Genomic DNA, 15,273 nt, shown 5'->3' with positions numbered 1-15,273 from the left:
GTCACTGCCCCCGGTGGCGGCGCAGCATCCCGGCGGCCAGCGGCGCGGCATCCAGGTCACCGGCGGCGAGCCGGGCCGCGAGGGTACGGCGGACCAGCCGGTCGGCCACCGCGGGCGCGTGCCGGCCGACGGCCATCTCCAGGCGTCCACGGGTGGTGGTCGCCACGTCCCGGGGCGCCCGGCGGGCGGTGGCGGCGCGCAGGATCGCCGCGACCACCCCCTCGACCGGCTCGGGGCGGGACACGCCCCGCAGGGACAGGCCCGCCTCGGCGGTGCTGTCGTGGATGGGTGAGGCGACCATGCTCGGGTAGACGACGCTCACCCCCACGTGGCTGCCCACCTCGTGGCGAAGCGCGTCGGCGTAGGCGACCAGGGCCCGCTTGCTGACCCCGTACGCGGCGGCGAGCGGCAGTGGCAGCACCGCCATCCGACTGGACACGAAGATCACCCTCCCCCGGGCGGCGACCAGCGGGGGCAGGGCCGCGGCGGTGGTCCGCCAGGCGGCGAGCAGGTTGACCTCCAGTTGCTGGCGGACCACCTCGTCGGGCGGCAACTCGGCGGGGGCGGGGCCACCCACCCCGGCGTTGTTGATCAGCAGGTCGAGCCCGCCGAGCTGGTCGACGGCGGCGCCCACCGCCGGCGCGACGGCGTCCGGGTCGGTCAGGTCGCAGCCGAGCACCGGCAGGTCGTCGTCGGGTCGCGCGTGCAGGTCGAGGCCCACGACCCGGGCGCCGGCGGCGGTCAGCGCGGCCCCGAGGTGTCGCCCGAAGGTGCCGCTGGCCCCGGTCACCAGCACCCGGCGGCCGGTCAGCGTCCGGCGGCTCACTGCCCCGCCCCGACCCGGCGCGTCCCGGCGGCCAGTTCCCGGGTCAGCTCGGCCAGGTAGGCGTCGAAGTCCACGCGCATCGCCGGGCGGCGTTGACCCCAGCGGGCGGTCGCGGCCCGCAGCTCGGCGCGGCAGACGGCCCGCTGCCGGTCCTCATCGGGCAGCGCGTAGCGGCCGGCGAGGTTCGCGGCAATCAGTTTGGCCTGAGCCTCCACCAGGGGAAACGCCGAACCGGTGGACTGCATCAGCCCGACGAAGCTCAGGCCGGGGGCGTCCGGGTGGAACACGTGCCGGTACAACGGCAGGGTGTCGGCGCCCCCGCCGAGCAGCGCCGGGTCGAGGAACGGGATCTCCACCCGGTAGCCGGTGCACCAGACGATCAGGTCGACGTTGTCGCTGCGACCGTCGGTGAACTCGACCCGGTCGCCGTCGAGGGCGGCGACGCCGGGCCGGGCCTCGACGTCACCGTGGGTCAGCCGCGACAGCAGCCCGTCGGAGAGCGTCGGGTGGTCCTGGAGGAAACCGTGCGTCGGCGCGGGCAGCCCGTAGCGGGCCGGGCTGCCGACGGTGGCGGTGAGCATCGTCTGGCTGATGCGCTGACGCAGCCGCCACGGCAACCGGCGGGCCAGCGCCCCGTTGAGGGTGTCCGAGGGGCGACCCAGCAGGTACTTCGGCACCACCCAGACACCCCGGCGCAACGACAGCAGGGTGCGGGTGGCGGCGTACGAGGCGTCCACGGCGATGTCCATCGCGGAGTTGCCGCCGCCGACGACGAGGACCCGTCTGCCGACCAACTGCTCCGGACCCCGGTAGTCGTGGCTGTGGATCTGCTCGGCCGTGCAGGTGCCGGGGTACGCGGGGTGGGGCAGCCGGGGCACCCGGTTGTGCCCGTTGGCGACGACCACGGCGTCGACGGTGACCTCGACCGGCCCGTCCGGCCCGCGGGCTGTCACCGTCCAGGTGCCTGCCGAGTCCCGGGTGACCTGTTCGACGGTGTGGCGCAGCCGGATGTCCTCGCCCAGCCCGAAACGGTCGGCGTAGTCGGCGAGGTAACCGGCGACCCGGCGGTGGTCGGGATAGTCGGGCCAGTCTGTGGGCATCGGGTGGTCGGCGAACTGGGTGCGGCCCCTGCTGGTGTTCAGGTGCAGCGTCCGGTACGCGGGCGAGTCGGGTGCCCCGTACACCCAGAGGCCGCCGACCTGGTCGGTGCTCTCGAAGCACACCACCGGGACACCGGCGTCGCGCAGCGCCTTGACCGCGGCGAGCCCGGCAGCGCCGGCGCCGATCACCGCCACCCTGGGTGGTACGCCCATCGCCGCCCCCTTTAATCCAACGTCCGATGGATAATCGTCGGCGGGCGGCGGCCCGTCAAGTCGTCGACCGCCCGTAGAGCCCGTCGAGCAGACGATGCACGAACGCCCGGAACTCACGCCGCTCCCGAGCGCCCGGTGCACCCGCGGCCAGCGCCACCACATGCCCGTGCGTCGCCCACACCAGGCTCCGGACGGTGATGTGCGGGGTGGGTTCGGCCAGCGCTCCGGCCGCAGCGGCGGCGGTGAGCAGCTCCGCCACCAGCCGGTACAACGGTTCGGCGTAGCGCTGGTCGAGCTCGGCGTGCCGCTGCGGTTCCAACCAGCGACGCAGCCACAGCGCGGTGGTCTCGGGGCGGTCCTCCAGGAAGTCGACGAAGACGTCGACCAACTGGTGCAGTGCCCGCCGCGCCGCGTCCGGCCCTCCGTCGAGGGCGGCGCGGGCCTGCTCGGCGGCCTCGGTCAGCACCTCCCGCTCGGCGGCGAAGACCCGGGCGAAGCAGGCGTCGTAGAGCGCTGCCTTCGTACCCGTGTGGTGCGCGACCGTGGCGACGTCGACCCCGGCGGCTGCGGCGACCTCCCGCAGCCCGACGGCGTCGAAGCCGCGCTCGGCGAACAGCGCTGTCGCGGCGGTGAGCACCACCTCACGGGTCGGCCGGGTCTCGTCGCGTCGCGGGCGACCCGGACGGCGTCGGGGCATGGTCATGGCCGCCATTCTGCCCCTAGAATCCAGCAACTGTTGGATTGCGGAGAGGATGCGGCGATGACCGGGCTCGACCGGCGGCCCGTGGCCGCCACCGACGCGGCACTGCCCCGCGGCCCCCTGGCGGGCTTCGCGGCCGGGTCGCTCGGCATGGGTGTCTGGGTGACAGTGCCCGGCCTGCTGCTGCTCTACTTCCTCACCGACGTGCTGGCCGTCGGGCCGTGGCTGGCCGGTCTCGCGCTGCTGCTGCCGAAGATCGCCGACGTGCTGCTGCACCCGTGGGTGGGGCACCGCGCCGACGTCGAGCAGACCCGACGCGGCGACCGGCGTCGCCTGCTGCTGGTCGGCTGCGCGCTGCCGCTCGCGTTCGCGGCGCTCTTCGCGGTGCCCGGCGGCCTGACGGGCGCGCCGGCGGCCGCGTGGGTGGCGGTGTTCTTCATCGCCGGCAATCTGCTCTTCGCCGCCTACCAGGTCCCCTACCTGGCCACCCCGGCCGACCTGCGGATCGGCTACCACGAACGCACCCGGCTGATGGCGTTCCGGATGGTCGTGCTGACCCTGGGCATCCTGGTCTCCGGCCTGCTGGCCCCGCTGCTCACCGGCGGCGACGCCGCGACCCGCGACGGCTACCAGCGGATGGGCGTGGTCCTCGCCGTCGGGATGCTGGTGGCCATGCTGGTCGGTGTCGTCGGCATCGCCCGGCTGCGCGGCTCGGCGGCGGACCCGACCCCGGCCGGCCACGGCGGGTGGCCGGCGTTGCGCATCGCGCTGCGCGACCGGCAGTTCCGCTGGCTCGTCGCCGCGTACCTGGCGATGTCCACCACCACCCACCTGGTGCTCGCCGGCGTTCCCTACTACGCCGAGTACGAGCTCCGGGCCCCGGGCCTGACCACGGTCCTGGTGGCCGCGTTCGTCGCGCCGGCGCTGCTGGTCACCCCGGTCTGGCTGGTGGTGGCCCGCCGCGTCGGCAAGCAGCGGGCGCTGCTCGGCGCGCAGGGCGCGTTCGCCGTCGGGTCGCTGGTGCTGGCGGTGGGTCGACCGGCCGGGCTGCCGGTGCTGATCGGCGCGGTGGCGGTGCTCGGGGTGGCGTTCGCCGGCATGCAGCTGCTGCCGTTCTCGATGCTGCCCGACGTGATCCGCGCCGCCACCACCAAGGACGGGACCGCCACCGGCGCCGGCACCTACACCGGGGTGTGGACGGCCACCGAGGCCACCGGCGCCGCCCTCGGCCCGTACGCCTATGCCCTGTGCCTGGCCGTTGGTGGTTTCGTGGCCTCCACGGCCGGTGAGTCGCCGGTGCAGCCGGACGCGGCGTTGGCGGCGGTCCGCTACGGCTTCGGGTTGCTGCCGGCGGTGGCGATGCTCGCGGCCCTGCTGCTGCAACGCCGCTACACCCTGGACGCGACCGCCCGGACGACGACGTGAACGGCCGGCACTAGACTTCGCCCTCGATGGACGCCCAGCCCACCACCACCGAAACCCGCCCGTGCGCCCACTGTGGAGCGCCGGTGCCGCAGCGTGTCGGCGCGGGCCGGCCGTTTCGCTACTGCCGGGACAACGACGGCGCCTGCCAGCGCGCCTCGCGCAACAGCCGGATGCGGCACCGCAATGCCCCCGGCCTGCCCGGGCAGGTGGCCCGCACCTGGGAGGCGGTGGACCGCCTCGATCAGATCGTCGAGACGTTGACCGAGTCGCTGCACGCCGAGTTGTCCCCGGTGGGTGTGCAGCGGCAGGTCGCCCAGGTTCGCGCGGAGGCCGCCACCGAGGTCGCGGCGGCGCAGACCGAACGCGACGAGGCCCGCGACGACGCCGAGAACGCGGCCGCCGACGCGGCGCGCGCCCGCGAGCAGGCCCGGGCGGCCCTCGCCGAGGCCGACGACGCCCGCCAGCGCGCCGAGCAGGCGCACCGGCAGGCCACCGCCGCCGACGAGCGGGCACAGCGCGCCGAGGCCGCCCGCGATCAGGCGCGCCACGACGTCAGCGCCGCCGAGGCGTTGCGCACCCAGGCTGAACGCGACCGGGACCAGGCCCGCGCCGAGGTGCGCGACCTGCGGGCGCAGCGCGACGCCGAGCGGCAGCGGGTGGCCGACCTGAGCGTGGAACGCGACGCGGCGCGCGCCGACGCCGAGCGGGCCACCCGGGCCGCCGCCGAGGCCACCGAGCGGGCCGGCCGGTGGCAGGCCGAGGTGCAGGACGTGCGGCGCCAGATCGAGCAGGCCCGCGCCGACGCCGCGCGGACCCGCGCCGAGGCCGCCGACGCCGCCCGCGCCCGGGAGCAGGCCGACCGGGCCCGCGACCGCGCGCAGGTCGCGGCCGTGCAGGCCGATGACGCCCGGCAGGAGGCGGCGGAGCTCGCGGCGCGGCTGCGCGCGGAGCTGGCCGCCACCGCCTCCCAGCGGGACACGCTGACCGCCGAGCTGACCGCGGCCCGGCAGGCCGCGGCGACCGCCGAGGGCCGCCTCACCGCCCTGACGGTACGACTCGACGCCGCCGAGACCGACCGGGACCTGGCCCAGCGGCGGGTGGCGCAGCTCGGCGACCAGGTCAGCGACCTGGCGTTGGCGCTGGCGCGCCTCGGCGCTGCCACTCCCGACGACGCCACCCGATGATCGTCGCGCAACCTTCGCTACGCTTCGGCGGTTAACATCCCCGGTGGCAGCGGACACACAGCCCGTTGCGACCCGCCTGGTGATCACCTCACCGGGTGATCGTCCCGGCCGGCTACCCTTGGTCCCGGCCCACACGTGGACGCCTCACGCCCTCGGGCGGGAATGGCTCGACGGGCACACACCGTTACACCCAGAAGACCAGCACCACGAACGAGGGGAAGTCGATCATGGGCGAGCGTATGCTGCGCGGAAGCCGCCTTGGCGCGGTGAGCTACGAATCCGACCGCAACACGGAGCTCGCGCCGCGTCAGACCCGCGAGTACCTGTGCGCCAAGGGCCACCAGTTCGAGGTGCCGTTCGCCGTCGACGCCGAGGTCCCGATGACCTGGGAGTGCAAGTTCGACGGCAGCGTCGCCCGACTCGTCGACGGCAACGAGCCGGAGCAGAAGAAGGCCAAGCCCCCGCGTACCCACTGGGACATGCTTCTGGAGCGGCGTTCGATCGCCGAGCTGGAGGACATCCTCGAGGAGCGCCTGCAGGAGGTTCGGACCCGCCGCGGCCGCGCCTGAGCCGCACGACGAACAACGACGGCGCCCCGGGACAACCCGGGGGCGCCGTCGTGTCTGCACAGGTGGTCTCAGTGGCGACCGGGCTCGACGATCTCTCCCTCGATGGCCCGCCCGCCGTCGACCACGACCGGTTGCTCCGGCTGCGGGGTCGGTTGCGGCGCGCCCTGACGCACCCGCACCGTACGCGGGCCGAACAGGTCACCGGCGACCATCGACGACACCCGCCGCTCGGTGGCACGGCGCACCCCGGCGCGGGCCAGTCGACGCACCGGCGGCACCAGCAGCAGCAACCCGACCAGGCCGCTGACCAGGCCGGGCACCGCCAGCAGCAACGCGCCGGCCAACCCCACGAGCCCGTCGGTCACCTGCCCACCCGGTGGCTGTCCGGCCGCCGCGGCGGAGCGGAAACCACGCCAGGCGCGCATCCCCTCGCGGCGCAGCAGCACCAGCCCCAGCAGGGACGCCGCGAACACCAGCAGCACGGCCACGCCGAACCCCAGCGCCCGCCCCACACCGACGAACACCGCCAGCTCCAGCACCACCGCCAGCAACAGGGCCAACGGCACGAACCTCAGTCCTCGGCGCATCTCACCTCATCGCCATTCCCGCGGGCACCACGGACGTGTCCCGCTCATCCAGCATGACACGACCGCGCTCACGGCCACCGCGCCTGACCGGTGGCGGTGCCGTGCAGACCTCGGCGTACCGCCTGGCGGCGGTCCCGCACGCCCCAGGCGGTGATCCGCCACAGCGCCTCGGCCACGATCTTCGGGCTCATCTTGCTGTCGCCGTGTTCCCGTTCGGCGAAGGTGATCGGCACCTCCACGATCCGCACCCCGGCCTGGTGCGCCAGCCGGGACAGCTCCACCTGGAACGAGTAGCCCTGGGAGGTCACCGACTCCAGGTCGATGGCGTCCAACGCGCTGATCCGGTACACCCGGTAGCCGCCGGTGGCGTCCGAGACGGGCATGCCCAGCGCGAGGCGCGCGTACAGGTTGCCGCAGCGCGACAGCAGCAGCCGCCGCAGCGGCCAGTTGAGCACCCGCGCGCCGCTGGTCCACCGCGACCCGATCACCACGTCGGCGTCGCGGGCGGCGTCCAGCAGCGCCGGCAGGTCCTCCGGGGCGTGCGAGCCGTCGGCGTCCATCTCCACTACCGCCTGGTAGCCGCGTTCCCGCGCCCAACCGAACCCGGCCAGGTACGCCGCGCCGAGGCCCTCCTTGCCGTGGCGGTGCAGCACCTGCACGTGCGCGTCGCCGTCGGCGAGGGCGTCGGCGATCGCCCCGGTGCCGTCGGGGCTGTTGTCGTCGGCGATGAGGATCTGCACCGGCGGGGCGGCGCGTCGGACCCGGCCCACGATCGCGGCGATGTTGTCGGCCTCGTTGTAGGTGGGGATCACCACCAGCACCCGGCCCACACCGGGCACCTCGTCCGGGCGTCGGATCGTATCGGTCGCCTGGATCACGGTTCCTCCGCTCCCGCCGGCGTACCGGCTGTTGCTATCCGGACATGACCCGCTGCCGGCGGCGCAGCACCGCCGCGCCGATGAGGGCCGCCGCGGCCAGCGCGGCGAGCGCCACCTCCGGCCACCAGCCGAGGCGGGTGGCGAGGGTACGACCGTCGTCGAGCCGCACCTGCCGCACCACGACCTCCCGGGTGTTGAACCCGGTGGCATCGCTTACCCGCCCGTCGGGTGCGACGAACCCGGACACGCCGACCGTGGAGGCCATCAACGCCGGCCGGCCGTGTTCCACCGCCCTCAGCCGCACCATGGCCATCTGCTGGCGGGCCTCCGCCACGTCGAAGGTGGCGTTGTTGGTCTGCACCACCAGCAGCTGCGCGCCACCGGTGACGGTGTCGCGGACCACCTCGTCGTAGGCGACCTCGAAGCAGATCACGTCACCGAGCACGGCCGGGCCGGCGCGTACCACGCCCGGGGTGCTTCCGGGCACGAAGTCGCTGCGGATCAGGTCGACCTGCTTGCTGACCATCCGGGCCACGTCGCGCAGCGGCACGTACTCGGCGAACGGCACGGGGTGCCGCTTGGTGTACAGCTGGTCCAGGTCCGCGCCGGTGCCGGGGCGCCACAGGATGCCCGCGTTGCGGACCTGCCCGACGCCGGGGCCCAGCAGCACCGCCCCGACGAGGATCGGCGCGCCGATGGTGTCGGCGGCCTGGGAGATCCGGGCACCGGCGGTGGGGTTGCGCAGCGGGTCGATGTCGCTGGAGTTCTCCGGCCACACCACCAGGTCGGGTTGCCGTTCCTGCCCGGCGGCGACCCGACCGGCCAACTCGATGGTGGCGTCGACGTGGTTGTTGAGCACCGCCTGCCGTTGGGCGTTGAAGTCCAGGCCCAGGCGCGGCACGTTGCCCTGCACGATGGCCACGGTGGTGGTGGCGCCCGACCCGGCGGTGGCGACCGGCACCAGCAGGCCCCCGGCGGTCAGCGCGACCGCCACGGCGGCCGGTACGGCCACGGGCGCCCACCGACGTGCCGAGGTGACCCCCTGCGCGCCGTCGGCGTCCTGGGAGCCCTCAGCGGGCGATGTGCGGGCGGCGGCCCAGCCACGCCAGGCGGCGGTGACCAGCAACCCGCCGACGAGCGCCACCGCGAAGGTCACCAGCGGCGCGCCGCCCAACGCGGCCAGGCGCAGCAGCGGTGAGGTGTCCTGGCTGAACGCCAACCGCCCCCACGGGAACCCCCCGAACGGGGTGCGGTCCCGCAGCGCCTCCTGCCCCACCCACAGCAGCCCGGTCAGCACCGGCCACGTCCAGCGGACGCGGTCGGCCAGCGGCGACACCCAGGCGGTGGCCGCGCCCAGCAGCGCCAGGTAGCCGGCCTGCAGCAGCGACAGCAGCACCCACGGCAGTGAACCGGTGTGCAGGTTCGTCCAGGCCAGCAGCGGGGCGAAGAGCGCCACCCCGGTGAGGAAGCCCAGGCCGGCGCCGGCGCGCAACCGCCGCCGGTGCGCGGCGGCGGCCAGCAACGCCACCCCGACCGGGGCCAGCGGCCACACCCCGTACGGGGGGAACGCCACCAGCAGGGCCAGGCCGGCGGCCACGGCCAGGGGCACGGCGAACCGCAGCGGCAGCGGCCGACCGGTCACGACCGGCTGACTCGGCGCCGCCGGGCTGTGGGTTTCGTCCCGGTCCAGAATCGTCACCGCTTCACCTCGATCACGGGGCGAAGGCTACCTGGCCGGCGGCCGGAGCAGCCGCATCGGGCCGCCGGGCACGAACCGCCCGACGGACATGAAATCGGGGCGCGGCTCACGCCGCGCCCCGATGCTCCCAGGCCCTTCCCGGCCGGTGTGGCGAGGATGGGGTACGACGACCTTCGGACCGACCGGACGCGGACTGGCTGCCCCCGCCGGGCCGTTGTCTACTGGCCGTGCACCTCACCCTGCCCGTACACCGGTAACCGCGGCCGGTTCGCGCCGCCCCGCCGACCCCCGCCCGCTGGACCTGGCCGCCGCGACGATGACGCTCAAAAATGTCGCTCGGCCAGCGGACGAAGGGACGAAGCGAACAACAGCCGCTTCCCGTGGTAGGACTCAAAGACGGTACGTGCCGACCCCCGTCGCTTGTCAACCCACCCCCGGCCTGTCGTGTGTTGCGCCACGGCGTGTCGGGTCGGCGAGTCTCAATGCGTCCGCAGATGGTGACGCAGCAGCGCCCCCGCCGCGGCCCGGTGTTCCTCGGCGAGCAGCCCTCCGGCGGCCAGCACGTAGTCGGCGTCGACCACGGCGGAGGCGGCCCGCGGCAACGCCCACCCGCCGGCGTGGTCGGCCAGGACGGCCGCCAGCACCTGCGCGGACGCCTGCGCCGGCGCGTGCCGCAGCACCCCACCGGAACCCACCATCAACCGCACGTCGCGCAGGTCCCGCCCGGCCCGCTCGCCGGTGGCTGCGCCCCGCGCGTGCCGCCGCAACGCCACGGTCGCCGCGAGGGTGGCGATCCGCCGGTCCACGGCCCGCTCGACGTCGTCGACGGCGAGGAACGCCGGGTCGGCCGCCCGGCGGGCCGCCGCGTCCGTCAGCTCCTCGGACTCGTCCGGGGTGAGCAGCCGCTCCTCGACGGCGGCGCGCAGCACCCCGGGGGCGCTCCACCGCATGCCCAGGTCGCCCTCCACGGTGCGGGCCCGCCAGAGGCTGCCGGCGACCTCCCGCGCCGGGCCGGTGGCCCGCTCGTCGGGGGTGAGCACCGAGTACACGTCGGTGGTGGCCCCACCCACGTCGACGACGGCGAGGTCACCGCCGATGGTGTCGGCGAGCACCTCCACACCGGTGAGGACCGCGTCGGGGGTGGCCGCGCGTACCAGCCGCGCGAACCGGGTGCCCCTGGACAGTCGTTTGCCCCCGATGACGTGGCGCAGGAACACCGCGCGGATCGCCGCCCGCGCCGACGCCGGGGCGAGGACCCCGATGCGCGGCAGGACGTTCTCCGCGCCCGTCACGGGCACCCCGGCGGCCTCCAGCAGCCCGGTCAGCTCCGCGCGGACGTCGGCGTTGCCCGCGTACACCACCGGCACCCGCCACCGGGCACGGGCCAGGCGGGTCGCGTTGTGGGTGATCGTCTCGGCGTCACCGCCGTCGGTGCCACCGACCAGCAGCACCACGTCCGGTCGGGCCGCCCGCAACGCCGCCAGGTCCGCCGCGCCCAGCCGACCGGCGGCCACGTGCACCACGTGCGCACCGGCGGACAACCCGACCCGCCGGCCCGCCTGCGCGGTGACCAGCGGCTCGTAGCCGATCACGGCCAGCCGCAACCCACCACCGGCCGACGAGCAGACGTACCACGGCACGTCGCGCACCCCGAGCCCGTCGGTGGCCGCCGCGACCGCGGCGTCCAGGCCGTGCAACACGTCGGTGCCCACGGTGGTCGGCGCCGCCGCCGCTCCCACCAGCACACCGGCGGCCAGGTCCACCACCGCCACCTTGGTGTACGTGGACCCGACGTCCGCGCAGACCGCCAGGGTCACGAGCCGGCGGGAACGACCACGGTGCCGGTCGCGGTGACCGCCACGATCGGCGGGTCGAGGACCTCGGCGGCGGACTCGGAGCGCTCCGGGCGACCCCGGCACACCACCGCGCAGGACAGCTCCAGGGTGCGGCTGCGGGTGCCCACCCGCGACACCTGGGCGGTCACCTCGACCACGTCACCGGCGCGGATGGGAGCGGTGAACCGCACGTCGGTGTACCCGGCGAACAGACCCTCGTCGCCGTCGGTGCGGATGCACACCTCCGTGGCGACGTCGCCGAACAGCGCGAGGGCGTACGCCCCGTCGACGAGGTTGCCGGCGTAGTGGGCGTGCGAGTACGGCACGTACCGCCGGTGCGTCACGGTCAACCCGAGCCTTGCGTCGGTCATGCCATCGCCTTCCGTTGCGTGATCAGGGCGTGCACGAGGTAGCTGGCCACCTCGCCGGGAGTGGTGCCGCGACCGAAGATGCGGTCCACGCCCAACTCGTCGGTCATCGTCTCGTCGAAGCGGGGGCCGCCGACGATCAGCAGCGGCCGCCGCCCGGCGGGCATCGCCTCCCGGAACGCGGCGGACATCTCCCGGGTGTTGTGCAGGTGCGCGTCGCGTTGGGTGACCACCTGCGACACGAGGACCGCGTCGGCCTTCTCCGCCCGGGCGGTCTCCACCAGCTCCGGCACGCTGACCTGCGCGCCCATGTTGGTGACCTTCAACTCCCGGTAGTACTCCAGGCCCTTCTCCCCCGCGATGCCCTTGACGTTGAGGATCGCGTCGATGCCCACGGTGTGCGCGTCGGTGCCGATGCACGCCCCGACCACGGACAGCTTGCGCCGCAACCGTTGCTTGATCACCGTGTTGACGTCCTTCGCCGACAGCAGCGCGAAGTCGCGTTCCACGACCTGCACCGCGTTGAGGTCGACCAGGTGGTTGACCCGCCCGTAGACCACGAAGAACGTGAACTCGTCGCCCATCGGTTTGGCGTGCACGACCATCGCCGGGTCGATGCCCATCCGGTTGGCCAACTGCACCGCCGCGCCCTCGGCCCGCTTGTCGTGGCTCACCGGCAGGGTGAACGACACCTGCACCATCCCGTCGCCGGTGGTGTCCCCGTACGGCCGCACGATCTTCTTCGCGGCGTCGGCGGCGCTCATGCCGCGTCCCCTTCCAGGATGTCGGTGGCCGGGTTGCAGTAGTCCGCCTCGTGCGCGGCGACCCCGGCGAGGCCCTTGCCCCGGTCCGCGGGCCGCTTCATGATCCCGAAGGTGCCCTCGGCGATGGCCGTGAGCAGCGTCTGCTCCCCGATGCGCTCCAGCAGGTCCAGGGCCTCACCGAGGACCTGGTTGGCGCGGCGGCGGATGAACCCGCCGGGCGCCGGCACGAAGTCCTCGTGCAGCCCACCGGCCGCGCCCAACACGTACCGCACGTTCTGCAACGCGATGTCCCGGTCGGACAACCACGGCGTCACCACCGCCTCGGTCATCATCCCCACCAGCAGGATGCCCTGACCGGTCAGTGCGCCCGCCAGGTTGAAGAACCCGTCGAGCAGGTTGCCCCGGAAGACGTCACCGGTCATGTGCTTCGTCGGCGGCATCCACTTCAGCGGCGCCTCGGGGAACAACTCCCGGGCCAGCAGGGCGTGCGCCAACTCCAGGCGGAACGACTCCGGAACCTCCGGGTTGATCTCGAACGCGTGGCCCAGCCCCAACTGCCAGTCCGCCAACCCCGCCTCGTGCGCGAAGAACTCGTTGAGCAGCTGCGACACCGTCACCGTGTGCGCCTCGTCCACGGCGTCCGCGGTGGTCAGGTAGTTGTCCTCACCGGTGTTGATGATGATCCCGGCCCGGGCGTGCACCTGCCGGGAGAACCGCTGGTCGACGAACGTGCGCACCGGATTGATGTCGCGGAACAGGATCCCGTACATCGAGTCGTTGAGCATCATGTCGAGCCGTTCCAGGCCCGCCAGGGTCGCCATCTCCGGCATGCACAACCCGGACGCGTAGTTGGTCAACCGCACGTAGCGGCCCAACTCCTTCGACGACTCGTCCAACGCCGCGCGCATCAGGCGGAAGTTCTCCTGCGTGGCGTACGTGCCGGCGAAACCCTCCCGGGTCGCGCCCTCGGGCACGTAGTCCAGCAGCGACTGCCCCGTGGAGCGGATCACCGCGATCACATCCGCGCCCGCCCGGGCGGCAGCCTGGGCCTGCGGGATGTCCTCGTAGATGTCGCCGGTCGCCACGATCAGGTAGATCCACGGCCGCTGCTTCGGGTCCCCGTGCCGCTTGATGAGGCGATCCCGCTCGGCGCGCCGACGGTCGATGCGCCGGATACCCGCCCCGACGGACCTGCGCGCCGCCGACCGTGCCGCCGTCGCGGCCCGCCCGGTGGGCAGCGCGAAGCGCACCGACCCGGCTGCGGCCTTCTGCGCCAGCAACGTCACATCGGTGATGCCCTCGCGGGCCAGGGCGTCGAACACCGGCACCGCCACCCCGTGACCCAACCCGACGTCCGCGACGACGGCGTCGACGAGCCGGTTCACCCACGGAATGCCATCCGGGTCGGCGCCGCTCACCCCGGCCAGCCGCAGCACCGCCCGCTCCACCGACACCGTGGTGTGGCTGCGGGCAAGGTTCACCACCGGCTGCCCGGCCCGGCGCGCCAACTCGCGCGCCCGCGCCACCAGCACCGGATCAAGATCAAGCTTTCCGGTCATGATGACCCTTCCTCATAGATGACCTCACCGCGCAGCACCAGCCGCCGGCACACCGGCAACGGCGTCGGGTCGTCCGGACCCCGCTCCTCCGGGTCCTCGGCGAGCAGCACCGGCAGGCCCCGCTCCACCCCCGTGGGCGTCGACCACACCGTGAACGTCGCCGGCGCACCCAACGCGAGGACCCCCTCGACGTCCAGGTGCACCGCCCGCCACCCACCACGGGTGTGCGCGGCGAACGCCGACCGCACACTCATCCGCTGCGCCGGGTTGTGGTGTGACACCGCCGCCCGCACCGAACCCCACGGGTCCAGCGGCGTCACCGGCGAGTCCGACCCGAACGCCATCGCCACACCCACCGAGTGCATCGCACCCATCGGGTTGGACTCCAACGACCGGTCCAACCCCAGCCGCGCCTCGTACATCCGGCCCGCGCCACCCCACAGCCGGTCGAACGCCGGCTGCATGCTCGCCACGACCCCGTACTCCACGAACCGCGCGATCAACCGCTTGTTCATGATCTCCGCGTGCTCGATGCGGTGCCGGGCCGCCCGCAGCCGCTCCACACCCAGCGACTCCGCCGCCGCCGCGAAACCGTCCAGGACGGTGCCGATCGCCGCGTCACCGATCGCGTGGAAACCGCCCTGCATGCCGTGCGCCGCGCAGTCCAGCAGGTGATCACGCACCTGCTCGGCCGTCAGGTACCCGTGCCCGCAGTCGTCACCGTCGCCGTACGGCTGCGACACGTGCGCCGTACGCGAACCCAACGCCCCGTCGGCGAACAGGTCACCTCCGGCGCCCACCGCACCCAACTCCCGGGCACGGGCGGCGCCACCCAGCTCACCCCAGTACCCGTACACCTCCGGCAACCCCGCACCGGAGATGCCCAGCAGCCCGGTGAAGTCCTCCTCGTCGGAGATGTCCGGACCGCCGCACTCGTGCACCGCCGCGATCCCCAACGACGCCGCGTGCGCGAGGGCGACCCGCTGCGCGGCGACCCGCTGCGCCCGGCTCACCGACGCCTGCGCCGCCGCCCGCACCACGTGGTGCGCGTCGCGCCGCAACCACCCCGACGCGTCGTACCCCGCCGCGTCCGCCGCCTCGGGGCACGCCGCCAGCAACGCCGACGACACCAACGCCGAGTGGATCGACGCCTGCGACAGGTACACCCGCCGACCCCCGGCCGCCCGGTCCAACGCCGCCGCGTCCGGCAACGTCGCATCCGACCAACCCGACTCGTCCCAGCCGTGGCCCAGCAGCACCGCGTCCGCCGGCAGGCCCGCCGCGAACCCGGCCACCGCGTCGAGCAACTGCGCCGCCGAGCGCACCCCGGACAACTCCAGCCCCGACAACGCCAACCCCGTGTCGGTGGCGTGCACGTGCGCGTCGACGAACGCCGGCGTCACCAACGCCCCATCCAGGTCCACCACCCGGTCGGCCGGCGGCGCGTCACCGTCGGTCCCCAACCAGGCAATCCGCCCACCGGACACCAGCAGCGCGGTGGCGCTCGGGTCGGCGGGGCAGTGCAGCACGCCGCCGCGGTACAACGTCGAGGGGTTCGTCATGACC

Annotated in this window: 14 protein-coding genes; 3 read left to right on the top strand and 11 right to left on the bottom strand. The window is 74.2% G+C overall.

Features of this window, described 5'->3' with window-relative positions; translation table 11 throughout:
- Nucleotide 1: 1 nt before the first annotated feature.
- The 3 genes from FBZ33_RS14075 to FBZ33_RS14065 are packed head-to-tail and all read right to left on the bottom strand — an operon-like array spanning nucleotide 2 to nucleotide 2,842.
- Nucleotides 2-826 (bottom strand): SDR family oxidoreductase, encoded by an 825-nt coding sequence (locus FBZ33_RS14075; RefSeq protein ID WP_141909379.1) that lies wholly within the window; start codon nucleotides 824-826, stop codon nucleotides 2-4.
- Nucleotides 823-2,139: an NAD(P)/FAD-dependent oxidoreductase gene (locus tag FBZ33_RS14070; protein ID WP_141909378.1), complete on the bottom strand. Its 1,317-nt coding sequence runs from the start codon at nucleotides 2,137-2,139 to the stop codon at nucleotides 823-825. The genes FBZ33_RS14075 and FBZ33_RS14070 overlap by 4 nt, the downstream gene beginning before the upstream one ends.
- 55 nt (nucleotides 2,140-2,194) lie before the next feature.
- The gene (locus tag FBZ33_RS14065; RefSeq protein WP_255508856.1) at nucleotides 2,195-2,842 is read right to left on the bottom strand and encodes a TetR/AcrR family transcriptional regulator; all 648 of its coding nucleotides are present in this window, start codon (nucleotides 2,840-2,842) and stop codon (nucleotides 2,195-2,197) included.
- Between the two features lie 57 nt (nucleotides 2,843-2,899).
- Between FBZ33_RS14065 and FBZ33_RS14060 the strand changes: the two genes are divergently transcribed.
- The 3 genes from FBZ33_RS14060 (at nucleotide 2,900) to FBZ33_RS14050 (ending at nucleotide 6,017) form a co-directional block, all read left to right on the top strand.
- Nucleotides 2,900-4,264 (top strand): MFS transporter, encoded by a 1,365-nt coding sequence (locus tag FBZ33_RS14060; protein WP_099853471.1) that lies wholly within the window; start codon nucleotides 2,900-2,902, stop codon nucleotides 4,262-4,264.
- A gap of 26 nt (nucleotides 4,265-4,290) precedes the next feature.
- A complete protein-coding gene (locus FBZ33_RS14055; protein ID WP_141909377.1) occupies nucleotides 4,291-5,448 on the top strand; it encodes a hypothetical protein in 1,158 nt (385 codons plus the stop codon).
- Between the two features lie 227 nt (nucleotides 5,449-5,675).
- Nucleotides 5,676-6,017, top strand: coding sequence for an RNA polymerase-binding protein RbpA (locus FBZ33_RS14050; protein WP_030489777.1), 342 nt, complete (start codon nucleotides 5,676-5,678; stop codon nucleotides 6,015-6,017).
- A 68-nt stretch (nucleotides 6,018-6,085) separates the two neighbouring features.
- Here the strand turns inward: FBZ33_RS14050 and FBZ33_RS14045 are convergent, their stop codons facing one another.
- The 8 genes from FBZ33_RS14045 to FBZ33_RS14010 all read right to left on the bottom strand — a co-directional run bounded on the left by FBZ33_RS14045 (nucleotide 6,086) and on the right by FBZ33_RS14010 (nucleotide 15,269).
- The gene (locus FBZ33_RS14045) at nucleotides 6,086-6,604 is read right to left on the bottom strand and encodes an FxsA family protein (RefSeq protein ID WP_141909376.1); all 519 of its coding nucleotides are present in this window, start codon (nucleotides 6,602-6,604) and stop codon (nucleotides 6,086-6,088) included.
- A 68-nt stretch (nucleotides 6,605-6,672) separates the two neighbouring features.
- The gene (locus FBZ33_RS14040) at nucleotides 6,673-7,482 is read right to left on the bottom strand and encodes a polyprenol monophosphomannose synthase (RefSeq protein ID WP_255508853.1); all 810 of its coding nucleotides are present in this window, start codon (nucleotides 7,480-7,482) and stop codon (nucleotides 6,673-6,675) included.
- 34 nt (nucleotides 7,483-7,516) lie between these two features.
- A complete protein-coding gene (lnt, locus tag FBZ33_RS14035; protein WP_185755299.1) occupies nucleotides 7,517-9,181 on the bottom strand; it encodes an apolipoprotein N-acyltransferase in 1,665 nt (554 codons plus the stop codon).
- A gap of 479 nt (nucleotides 9,182-9,660) precedes the next feature.
- The gene (locus FBZ33_RS14030) at nucleotides 9,661-10,998 is read right to left on the bottom strand and encodes a glutamate mutase L (protein WP_088948161.1); all 1,338 of its coding nucleotides are present in this window, start codon (nucleotides 10,996-10,998) and stop codon (nucleotides 9,661-9,663) included.
- The gene (locus FBZ33_RS14025; protein WP_099853458.1) at nucleotides 10,995-11,387 is read right to left on the bottom strand and encodes a hotdog domain-containing protein; all 393 of its coding nucleotides are present in this window, start codon (nucleotides 11,385-11,387) and stop codon (nucleotides 10,995-10,997) included. Before FBZ33_RS14025 ends, FBZ33_RS14030 begins: the two co-directional genes overlap by 4 nt.
- Entirely contained in the window at nucleotides 11,384-12,148 is a 765-nt protein-coding gene (locus tag FBZ33_RS14020; protein WP_088948159.1) for an OAM dimerization domain-containing protein, read from the bottom strand. Before FBZ33_RS14020 ends, FBZ33_RS14025 begins: the two co-directional genes overlap by 4 nt.
- The gene (locus FBZ33_RS14015; protein WP_141909375.1) at nucleotides 12,145-13,707 is read right to left on the bottom strand and encodes a lysine 5,6-aminomutase subunit alpha; all 1,563 of its coding nucleotides are present in this window, start codon (nucleotides 13,705-13,707) and stop codon (nucleotides 12,145-12,147) included. The genes FBZ33_RS14020 and FBZ33_RS14015 overlap by 4 nt, the downstream gene beginning before the upstream one ends.
- Entirely contained in the window at nucleotides 13,704-15,269 is a 1,566-nt protein-coding gene (locus FBZ33_RS14010) for an amidohydrolase (protein WP_141909374.1), read from the bottom strand. The genes FBZ33_RS14015 and FBZ33_RS14010 overlap by 4 nt, the downstream gene beginning before the upstream one ends.
- Nucleotides 15,270-15,273 lie beyond the last annotated feature (4 nt).

The sequence above is a fragment of the Micromonospora sp. A202 genome, from assembly GCF_006715105.1.
In the GTDB taxonomy this organism is placed as follows: Bacteria; Actinomycetota; Actinomycetes; order Mycobacteriales; family Micromonosporaceae; genus Micromonospora; species Micromonospora zamorensis.
Note: the sequence above shows the minus strand (reverse complement) of the source record. Positions and strands in the feature narration are given on the sequence as shown.